This is a genomic window from Hydromonas duriensis, assembly GCF_004363775.1.
Classification (GTDB): Bacteria; Pseudomonadota; Gammaproteobacteria; order Burkholderiales; family Burkholderiaceae; genus Hydromonas; species Hydromonas duriensis.
Genome location: NZ_SNZE01000023.1, coordinates 18,390 through 28,584 on the forward strand (window position 1 = coordinate 18,390; position 10,195 = coordinate 28,584).

Consider the following 10,195-nt stretch of genomic DNA (forward strand, 5'->3'; position numbering starts at 1 on the left):
GGGAACGTATGTTTAATCGAAGCATTAAAGCCATCACGGCTTATACCTTGTGCGCAGTTTGGCTGATGAGCAGCGTTCAGCCTGTGCGGGCCAGTGTGCAATCGGACATGTCGGACATGTTCAACAGCATGGGGGCCATGAGTAACTACAACAGTGCAGGGGCCTATCACACCCAATCGGCCAACGTCTACACAGGCGGTGGCTTTAGCATGCGCTCGGGCAACAAAACCTTATACCCAATGCAATTGCAATTGCCCAGTGCCTCTGCGGGTTGTGGCGGCATTGATTTCTTCAGCGGCGCGTTCTCATTTGCGAACAAGGAGCAGTTCATTGAGTTCACGCGCAACTTGGGCAATAACGCGGCGGGCGTTGCGTTTGAGATTGGCTTAGATGCGCTTGATCCGTTGATTGGCAGCTCAATTGATAAGATTCGTAGCTTGGTGAACTTCATCAATCAAAATGGCTTGAACTCGTGCCAAGCCGCCAAAGCGATGGTTGGCGGGATTGCAGGCAAAATTGGTGAATCAATCACCAAGGAATGTGAATTGACGACCAATGAAGACGGCACGGTGAGTGACGGGGCTGAAGGCCGTTGGTACTGCAAATCCAAGTCTCGTTTGTTGAATCAGCGCACCAAAAAACTCAAAGAAAGCCTGGGCGAATACTACAACTCAGCCCCTAAGTGGTTCACGGGTGTTGATGGCACACAGACCCAAGCTGCACAAGGCACGGGCGTGGTGAACAAGGTGTCGATTGCCATGACGGGCGGTAACTTGACGCTGATGGCTTTGAACAAGTTCAACTTAACCGATGAACAAAAACAGTGGTTGATTTCGATGATGGGTGCGCAAGTGGCCGACCCACCGCCCGCCAATGCCGATGGTGATGATGTCACGCCGAAAGTGCATTACTACCCGCCGACCATCACGGGTGAAAGCGGCTCGGATTCGTTGATTGACTACTTTGCGAGCGATGCCAACACGTCGGTGACGGTGAAGCTGTACAACTGTCACGACCCTGCGGGCACGGCGACCGACCCGTACAAAGCGACTCAATGTGATGTTCAAGACCACACGTACACGGGGTTTCGCAAACAAGTGGCGGCTCAAATTGAGAAGCTCAAAGACAGCATCCAAAACGGCACACGGATTGCCGCCGCAGACCGTGAAATGACCACACGCATCATCAACAACACGTCATTCCCGCTGCTCAAAATGGCGCTCATCGATGCCGAGGGCGGCACGGTGTTGTCGGACAAAGCCATCAATGCCGTGGCCTTGGACTTCACGCGGGCGTATTTGAGCGGCATGCACAAAGCGGCCAAGGCGGCAATGGCCGCTTATGAGTCGAAAGACCCGACTGAAGAAACAATGGAAACACGGGCGCTGGATAACTTGAACCGCTTGATGGACAACCTCAAGAAAGAAGCCGATGCGACCAACCTGCGCATCATGAACGAAAAGAACTTTTCTGAGTACGTTAAAACCATCAACAGCAATGTTGAAGCCAGCAACCCATCACTGGCCAGCGCATTGCAGTTCTCTAAAATCATGGATGCAGCCATGTCCAGCAACCAATAATCGTCGCGGACGAGGGAGGCAAACAGGATGGAATACTATACGTATGGCAATGTAGACATGGTGTATGACATGCTCAATTCCGTTGCCCTCATGATGGGGGGCAACAGCGGATTTGAGTCCATGACCAAAGCCATGACTTTGATTGCGTTTTTAGGGATGGTGATTCATGGTGTGTTCAAGGGCACGATTGAATTTCTGAGCAAGTGGTTTATTGGCTTCATGATTCTGTGGATGGGCTTCTTTGTACCAAAAGCAGACATGATGATTGTCGACCAAACCAATCCAACCTATGTGAAAGTCGTCAACAACATGCCTTACGGCTTGGTGGTGATTGGCAATATCAGCAGTAAAATCGGCAAGTGGGTGACGGACAAGACCGAGGCGGTGTTCACGCCCGTCGATGACTTGGCGTACTCGCGCACAGGCATGGTGTTTGGGGCAAATGCGTATTTGACGGCACGCAAACTGTCGTTATTGGACTTCGACCCGAAACTGCAAGGCGATTGGGCCAATTTTGTGGAGAATTGCTCGCGTTACGACGTGAATTTGTACCATAAGTACACGCTGGATGAAGCCCGCAACTCAACGGATTTGTTGACCTTACTTGGTAAAACCAATCAGGCCTTACCGACCAATGTGTCAGGTACGACGATGGATTGCGATTATGCCTATAACAATTTAGCGCAACGCACCCGCTCGCTTGTGCCGCAGGTGTACGTCAACAAGCTGGCCTCGATGCTCAATCCAGGCATGAACAGCAAGCAAAGCGTATTACAAAACTCTGCGGCCACCGCAATGTCACGTCTGAAGACATCGTATGACGACATGTTCAGTACAGTCCAAGCGGATGCCTTGGGCATCATTCAACAAGAAGTCATGGTCAATATGGTCAAAATGGCGCACATGCAGAATGCGCAAGTAACTGGAAACACCACGCAAATGCAAGCGGCCATTGCGGCTTCGCAAGCAGAAGCGCAAGCCATCAACTCACAAAACACGGCCGCGATTTTGGCCGCCAAGTATTTGCCCATCATCAACAATCTGATTGAGGCCATTGTCTTGGCATTGTTCCCGATCGTGATGCTGATTATCATCATGTCAGGCCTACGCTTTTTTCAAGTGTTGATAGGCTACTTCACCGTCATCATGTGGATTAAGCTATGGCCTGGACTGTTTGCCATCGTCAATGGCATCGCCAAAGCGGTCATGAACAACCGTATAGGAGCCAATACGGATATTCACGGGACAACGCTGGCCAATGCCAGTGATGTGTTGAGCATTGCCCATACCACACAAGCGACTGCGGGCTATTTGGCGTTCAGTGTGCCTGTTATTTCGTGGTATTTGGTGAGCATGCTCAAAGGCGGCATTGAATCATTGGCCACAAGTGCAGCGTCAGCAGGTCAACGTTCATCCGAACAAGCAGGTGCGGCCGTGGGTGCGGGTAACATTAACATGGGTAATTCGGCGTGGGACAGCACCAATGCCCACAAATGGGACACTTCGAAGCGCTATATGTCGGCGAATATGTATGACATGAACAGCGCAGGCATGAGCACCAAAGGCACACTGGCAGCGGGAAGCTTCATGGATAATCGAGGGAATATTCATGGGGCGACAACAGGAGCAACGTTCTATAACGCCACACAAAACAGCTTAGGTGTCTCGGCCAATAATGAGTTGTCTCGTGCGAGTGGGTTTTCTCAAGCGGCTTCACGCGAACAATCATTGGCCAATCGCTATGAAGCTCAAGCCACACAAAGCCGAACGGCGGCCAATCAAAGTGCTGTGTCATGGGCACTTAATGAAAGCGACGGCGTTCGCAGCTCATTGGGCACAAACTCAGCGATTTCAGCTCAGAATCGTCAGGCGTTGGATACGGCCGCTAAAATCACCAGCGAGTTGGCGGCTAAGTGGGGCAATAAGGATAGCTTTATTACTTTAAGTCAAATCGGTTCAGACGTTGGATTGGGATTAAGCGGAGGTAAAACCATCCAAACTGATAACACTCCTAAAAACGAAGCCGATAAGAGCAAACCAAACAAAAATCCATCTAAATTTGGGTTTGAAACTAAAATTGGTTCTTCTGAAAATGCTCAAACAAAAACCGAATACCAACGTGATTTGTCTGATGCCATTAAACAAGCCAAATCCCAAGGCATTTCATTTACTTCAGACGTGGGCGAGCAAATCAGTAAATCCAAGGCGTTTGAAAGCAGTTTGGCAAGTGGCAACCAGTTTGCTCAACAAACCGCAAGCAATTTGTCTGAAGCTCAAAGTGCAAGCTTAAGCGCATCAACATCGTTCAGCAAATCGCAATCGTACCGTGAGCAAAGCGAACAGAGCCTACGTCATGCGTTGTCGATGTCAGACAACATGAGTCCTCAAATCGGTAAAGCATATGCTGATGCTGGAAATCCTGATATGAGCACACCAGAAGGTCGTCAGAAATTTATGTCTTCTTTAGCAAATGTTATAACCGATTCAGCATCACCACAAGTCCAAGGCTCAGTGTTTGATGCTGGCGCGGATGTACCGATCGAACCCATTCAAGGTGGTCGAGCTGCGGTTGACTCTGCTTATGGTTCAGCATCGTCAGGTGTGAGTGGGTTTGCTCAAGCAGGGCAAGCCAATGTGAGGGATTTGGCTCAAGCTTCAGGTATGGGCGGAGGGTTACGGGGTCGAATTAACGAGACAGGCAATTCGTTGGGGCAAGACGCAGATAGTCGTATTGCTAGCAATCAGTCAGACTTTAAATCACAGCAATCACGCATCAATGATGCAGGTCAGGGCATTCGAGATGAAGCGCGTAACGAAGCGAAAAACTTATCATTGGGGCAAGAGTTCGCACGTTGGGATAACGAAACAAAGCATGATGACATTACAGGGCATTTAAGTGGCGAAGTCAATAATGCGAGGTTTTTAGACGACCCAAAGTCTACGGCTTCTACGGTTCACGCGGGGGACACGCAGAAGCCAATCAATTCAATTCGCAAGGTCAAACCCCGCTGGCAAAAGTAATACCAAGACTGAACCAAGCTGTTGTGCAACGTACCGTCAGCGATTTGCAACGCAAAGGTGGATTGGCCAACGTCGTGCCAAGCGCACATAGTCAATATGTGACTCAGGCGGCACGTTCGGCTAATATCAGTGAGGATGTGTTTAGAACTTTGATTCACATTGAATCGAGGGGCAAGCATGAACGCGGAAGTTCAGCAGGGGCTTATGGTTATACGCAGTTGATGCCAGGCACCGCAAGTGACCTCGGTGTCAATCGGATGAACCCTGTTGACAATTTGCGTGGTGGTGCACGTTACTTGGGGCAGATGTTACGTATGTTCCACGGTGACTTAGAAAAAGCGGTCGCAGCATATAATGCTGGCCCTGGTACCGTTCAACGTGCAACGCATAACGGCCGCTTGAACTTGGCTCAGTTGCCAGCAGAAACGCAAAACTATGTGGCTCAATTTAGAGCTGTGTTGAATCGAGGCAGACCACTGTCATAGGCAATAAAAAATCCCACATGTTTGTGGGATTTTTTTTAGTCATCACTATCAAGCGTGCCATAGTATTTATTGGTGCAAGAATAAGAATGAGCTGGGTTGTCATCGTCAGTAAATAAAGACTTATGAACATCATCATCTTCGACTGAATTAGCAGATAAAACACCTTCAGGCACTGCTAAGTATCCAAACTTGAAGCCCAAAAAGAGCCACAGAGGTGATGACAAAATCACGCATTCTAAAATCAATTTAATCATGGCTGGCTCCTTTCTTTTTAAATGTGTCCGTAATCCATACTCATTAAGTTACGCTGATGTTGAAGTATTGTCAAGTTCGGATGTGGCTTTGTTGCGACACAATTTCTTCAGCGCGTCCATCCAACTCATGACTATTTGTGCCAATTTGAACATAGAGCACTCATGAATAATCCAGGTTTGAATTGAGTCAATGTCAACATGGACTGAAATAAAACAATGTATAGCGTATACGTTGTTGGTTTGCCATTGAATTGATTTTAAACGGCTTCTTTGTTGCCAATTTTGTTTAGGTTAAATCCACACATCGGTTCGGTTTTTACCGACGCATAGCCCATTGTTGCGCCCGATTCAACCCCTATGCGGGGTCGTCGTACTCACCCGTTCGGTACTCGCTTTGCTGCGTTCCGCTTGCGGCTTCTGTGCGACTTGATTCGGTCACTACAACGGTCAAAAGCACGTCAACCCGACCCGACGAGCAGATTTAAACAACCTAAACAAGGAGAATTACCATGCAACAAATCAACCAAAATCAATCCAACAGCAACCCTACATCAAAACCTTTTCCCCTCGCCTCGGAGCAGTTATCGAAAACCAATCAAACGGCCAATGAGAGAAAAGACTGGTACCTTGAGTCGACACCTAAAGAACGCATTGAATTGGTAAACAACCTATTAGCAGGCTATGGATGGGGACTTAAAACCAGTGAGGGGCTTGACTCTGTTGTTACGAATGTGTGCAAGGACAAAGTTGTAACGGCATACTTCTATCCTGATAGCAGCTACAGATGGTTCAGTGCATTTGTAGATGGAGTTGAGATTTGTTCTGCGGATTTTAGGGGCTTAAACCCTGATAACGTGGACGCATATTATCAAGATTTTAGACTTCAAATTTTAAAGGCAATGGATGCATGAAAACTAGACCATGATTCGCTGCACCGTCAAATCGGTGCAGTAGGGCATAATAAACGCAGGTGTATGAAAGTCAGAAATTCAACATTTATTTTGACGTATAATTTACTTCATGAATCCCAAACTAAACTGTAAAGGCTTTACTTTTTTGCTCTCCAATGTTTTAAGGCCATAGGCTTGAAATCATTGGGTTTAGACGAACTCAATAGTTTAGAATGACGGATTTTCATGCACGCTACCGCGCACAAATATTCAGATATAACTTGACATTTCAAAAAGAGACTAACTAATGCCTAACAGCACAGCACTTGACACTCAAAGGATAGCAGACGCTTTCAGTAAAGAACACTTTAACAATGAGGATGATATCAAGATTAAATTTTACTCGCATATTGCTAGTCCCATATTAAGCGTAGTAAATCCCTTACTGGCTACTACTTTCTCAAGTGAGAAAAATTTTATTGGTGGTGGTCGTGCTGATGCTGTTTTTCAAAACATCGCGTTTGAATACAAAAAATTTGGGTATTTTGACAAAAGAGCAGATTCAGGAATTAAAGAGGCCTTGTATGGCAGAGACAACGCGGATAGTGGCTTACATGAGTATTTGATTAATCAGGCTGTAAAGGCGGGGAGGGGTTTAGAAAATTATCAATCCAACGAAACGGCCAAGATGTGCCATTCAGAATTAATAGAGTTGACGACTTCTCAGCAATAAAGCTTTTTACCATTAAATCAATGGCTATCTTCTTTGAGAAGGGGGCTAAGATGAAATACCCCATGAGTGAGTATCATGCTTGGAGTTACATTGGGAAAAGCAAACCAAAATTTGATGCTCACGCGAAATGGAGTGACGTAGAGCAACTTATTAAATCGGAAGTTATGTTGGCACAGCCTGTATCGCCCAGCGAAACACAATCCGCATGGCTAACAATACCCAAAACATCAACTGCTTTATCAAATTTTGCGAGTAGGCTGTTGGATAGTTCTGAAGAGCGTCATTATCAAGGACGTAAGGGAGTTGAACCCGCTGGTGCAAAAGGGGTGTATATATTACAAAAACCTTGCATACAGGCGAATGGTAACTTGTTAATTGTCAATGACATGACTCGTCAGCGCCGTAAAGATATTTTGGATAAGGGTGAACATAAAGGGATTGTTGAGGCCGATCATATTTACCCTATGCTTGGTGGGCGAAATGTTAAGCGCTGGAAAATTGAAAGTAATGAATATATGATTGTTCCTCATACTGCGTCTGAGAAGTACGGTATACCAGAATTAGACCTAGTAAGGGATGCCCCGCTAACTCACAAGTGGTTATCATTTTATAAAAAAGAGTTGTTTGATAGTCGTGTCCAGAATGGTAAGTTTTTTGATGCAGAAAAAAATCCATTTTACCGACTGGACAACGTGGGGGAGTACAGTTTCTCTCGTTTTAAAGTGCTATGGAAAGAGCAAACTGGCAGCATGGCAGCAGTTGTTGTGGGTAATTATTCCGAGAGCATACCAAACCATGAGAGAAAACTATTTAGTGATGATAAAGTCATTATGGTTGATTCTAAGATATTATTCTTAGCGCTTAATGATATGAGAGAGGCGCACTTTGTTTGCGGTGTGCTCAATAGTCCATCCGTCAGAAAAGTGATTGATGGATATGCTGTTTCTACGAATCGTGGAACTGATGTGCTTAAATATTTGGCAATTCCAAAATTTGATAGTTCAAATAAAATTCACACGGAAATTGCTTTGAAATCTGTATGTTTACATCAATTGCACAAGAGGCCAGAAATACCTGCTCACGCTGTTGAAAGCGAAGAGGCTGCGCTTGATGCTTTAGTACTTAAAATGGTTGATTGATTTTTACGCAAACACTTTACCATTTGATTTTAAATGATTTGTGCGGCTGCTACATAATACCGTGATAATGCGTTAAAAAAACTATACAAAGTGTTTGAACAACTAAAAATTGATGTTGACCTTGCAAAGCCCAAAAATACCAAATTAAAAAAATAGGAAATAAAACCTATAGTGACTTCTATAATTAAATGAGACTGCACAATCTATGATAATTTTAGAGGTCTTCTTCCTTTACGCATGTATTTATGTTGGAAAAATATGTAAGTGACAATTTCGCCTCTGTAATCTATAATATCCAAAATTTGGAAATTTAATTAACTGAGAGAATGCCATGTTGGTAACAAAATTTGTTTTCAGGAATCTTTATAGTTTTGAAAATTTTGAAGTTGATTTGACTTATCCCAAGCCCTTAAAATTTACCACCATAGAGCATGAGAATTTGTTTTTTGCTCCGCGATTTAAAGTTAAACGAGTTTGTATTATTTCGGGTGGGAATGCCACGGGCAAGACTGCTTTAGGCAAGTTACTATGTGCTGCGATGAATATTATTTCAGGTCGTCAATCAGTAATGAATTTGGTTAAAATTCGTGATAACCAGCAAGAAGCATCACTAACATTGGAGTTTGTGCATTTTGGTGATCATAAGCTTCATCAGGTAGAGTTATACTTTAAGCACTCTCAAGAAAGTGAAAACGTTGAACTTGTTAAAATATCACATCGAAGCACTGCAATAAAAGAGCATGAAACACAAAACTCTTCGCGCAAGAGATTATATGAAATTGACTATGATTCAGCGTCTTTAAAAGATGATCCAGAAATCAATTTATTTATGAGCTTATCGAGAAAAGTTCATTATGGAATGACAAGTTCAAGTGAAGGTTGGAGTTACCTGTTTTATGAAAATACAGAGCAAATTTCTGAAAGCATGAAAATCAAGGGCTATTTTAATTTGGAACGAGCCACCAAAATACTAAAAGCATTTGATCCTACAATAAAAAGTATAAAAATCTTATCTGAAAAAGGCTCAGCTAGTAAAGAAATTAGCGAACTTGACTATACACCAAATGCTTATCAGATTGAATTTGATAATGACAGTAAACTTGTGGTTGATAATAACAATTGGGATAATGTTAATTTTAATCAATTTAGCCGTTTATCAAAGGGAACGTCCGAGGCATTGAGCATTATATATTTTATAGAAACTATAATTATGCGAAATAAATCGTCTATGTCGTCTACTTTGTTTTTAGATGAGCGTATGGCTCATGTCCATACAGAGCTTGAGGTGTCTATGCTTAATGTTATGATTAGTAAGCTTGGAAGAGATTCACAATTTTTCTATACAACACATAACACAGACTTGTTGAGCATGAATATTCCAGTTCACAGTCATTTGTTTTTAAAGAGAAATGAAAAAAATTTAGTCGAAGCAGTTCAACCAGAAAAATTTTTTAAAAAGAATGATAGAGCATTAGGCAACTATGTTAAAAACGACATATTTGCCACTTGTCCCGATACTAGCTTGATTGACGAGATAGCATATGGTGACTAGAGCATTAATCTCGTTAATTGCTGAGGGTTCAACTGAAAAAAAAGTTTTGAAAGCTCTTGGAGTGCCAGGTAAGTTTTATCAATTTAATATTTGGCAAAATGATATTACCAATTTAATTCGGCAGACAGAGAAGGGTGATCTGCCCTCATTTCAACGGACAGTTTAAGCAGCTATTTTAGATGCTGCGGATTCAAATTTTACAGGGCTTTGGTATCCCAATTTTGAATGTTTGCGTTTGAAGTTGTAATAGGCTTCAATAAACCAGAAGATTTCGCGTCTGGCGTGCTCCATTGACTCAAAGGCAATGCGATAGACATGTTCGACCTTGAGCGTGTGGAAGAAGCTCTCACAGGCGGCATTGTCGTAGCAGTTGCCTTTGCTGCTCATACTGCATTTCAAGTCATAAGCTTTAATCAATCGCTGATAGGCTTGCGAACAGTATTGGCTACCACGGTCGGTGTGCACAATCACCCCTGATGGGTAGCCCCGTTTGAACAACGCCGCCTTGAGTGCATCACAGACCAGTCGTGCATTGATGCGC

9 protein-coding genes are annotated in these 10,195 nt (G+C 44.0%); 7 read left to right on the forward strand and 2 right to left on the reverse strand.

What is annotated here, in order from left to right:
• The first annotated feature begins 8 nt into the window (after positions 1 to 8).
• From DFR44_RS09185 to DFR44_RS09195, 3 genes are read left to right on the forward strand one after another with little or no spacing between them, the layout of a single operon-like run.
• The gene (locus tag DFR44_RS09185) at positions 9 to 1,580 is read left to right on the forward strand and encodes a conjugal transfer protein TraH (RefSeq protein ID WP_133621279.1); all 1,572 of its coding nucleotides are present in this window, start codon (positions 9 to 11) and stop codon (positions 1,578 to 1,580) included.
• Positions 1,581 to 1,607: 27 nt separating this feature from the next.
• On the forward strand, positions 1,608 to 4,601 hold the full coding sequence (locus tag DFR44_RS09190) for a conjugal transfer protein TraG N-terminal domain-containing protein (protein WP_133621280.1): 2,994 nt from the start codon (positions 1,608 to 1,610) through the stop codon (positions 4,599 to 4,601).
• Positions 4,602 to 4,624: 23 nt separating this feature from the next.
• A complete protein-coding gene (locus DFR44_RS09195; RefSeq protein ID WP_211336929.1) occupies positions 4,625 to 5,086 on the forward strand; it encodes a lytic transglycosylase domain-containing protein in 462 nt (153 codons plus the stop codon).
• Positions 5,087 to 5,121: 35 nt separating this feature from the next.
• Here DFR44_RS09195 and DFR44_RS09200 read toward each other — a convergent pair whose 3' ends face one another.
• The gene (locus tag DFR44_RS09200) at positions 5,122 to 5,340 is read right to left on the reverse strand and encodes a hypothetical protein (RefSeq protein WP_133621282.1); all 219 of its coding nucleotides are present in this window, start codon (positions 5,338 to 5,340) and stop codon (positions 5,122 to 5,124) included.
• 509 nt (positions 5,341 to 5,849) lie between these two features.
• Between DFR44_RS09200 and DFR44_RS09205 the strand changes: the two genes are divergently transcribed.
• The 4 genes from DFR44_RS09205 (at position 5,850) to DFR44_RS09220 (ending at position 9,654) form a co-directional block, all read left to right on the forward strand.
• Positions 5,850 to 6,251 (forward strand): hypothetical protein, encoded by a 402-nt coding sequence (locus DFR44_RS09205; RefSeq protein ID WP_133621283.1) that lies wholly within the window; start codon positions 5,850 to 5,852, stop codon positions 6,249 to 6,251.
• A 286-nt stretch (positions 6,252 to 6,537) separates the two neighbouring features.
• Positions 6,538 to 6,963: a hypothetical protein gene (locus tag DFR44_RS09210; RefSeq protein ID WP_133621284.1), complete on the forward strand. Its 426-nt coding sequence runs from the start codon at positions 6,538 to 6,540 to the stop codon at positions 6,961 to 6,963.
• Between the two features lie 50 nt (positions 6,964 to 7,013).
• Positions 7,014 to 8,102, forward strand: a complete 1,089-nt coding sequence (locus tag DFR44_RS09215; protein WP_133621285.1) for a hypothetical protein — start codon at positions 7,014 to 7,016, stop codon at positions 8,100 to 8,102.
• Positions 8,103 to 8,433: 331 nt separating this feature from the next.
• Positions 8,434 to 9,654, forward strand: a complete 1,221-nt coding sequence (locus DFR44_RS09220; RefSeq protein WP_133621286.1) for an AAA family ATPase — start codon at positions 8,434 to 8,436, stop codon at positions 9,652 to 9,654.
• Between the two features lie 162 nt (positions 9,655 to 9,816).
• Here the strand turns inward: DFR44_RS09220 and DFR44_RS09225 are convergent.
• Positions 9,817 to 10,195, reverse strand: a 379-nt coding sequence (locus tag DFR44_RS09225; RefSeq protein WP_162845228.1) for an integrase core domain-containing protein, incomplete at its 5' end; no start/stop codon positions are given.

Coding starts and splice junctions, on each gene's coding strand:
- DFR44_RS09185 (WP_133621279.1), top strand. CDS start 9: ATGTTTAATCGAAGCATTAAAGCCATCACGGCTTATACCTTGTGCGCA.
- DFR44_RS09205 (WP_133621283.1), top strand. CDS start 5,850: ATGCAACAAATCAACCAAAATCAATCCAACAGCAACCCTACATCAAAA.
- DFR44_RS09215 (WP_133621285.1), top strand. CDS start 7,014: ATGAAATACCCCATGAGTGAGTATCATGCTTGGAGTTACATTGGGAAA.
- DFR44_RS09200 (WP_133621282.1), bottom strand. CDS start 5,340: ATGATTAAATTGATTTTAGAATGCGTGATTTTGTCATCACCTCTGTGG.
- DFR44_RS09190 (WP_133621280.1), top strand. CDS start 1,608: ATGGAATACTATACGTATGGCAATGTAGACATGGTGTATGACATGCTC.
- DFR44_RS09210 (WP_133621284.1), top strand. CDS start 6,538: ATGCCTAACAGCACAGCACTTGACACTCAAAGGATAGCAGACGCTTTC.
- DFR44_RS09220 (WP_133621286.1), top strand. CDS start 8,434: ATGTTGGTAACAAAATTTGTTTTCAGGAATCTTTATAGTTTTGAAAAT.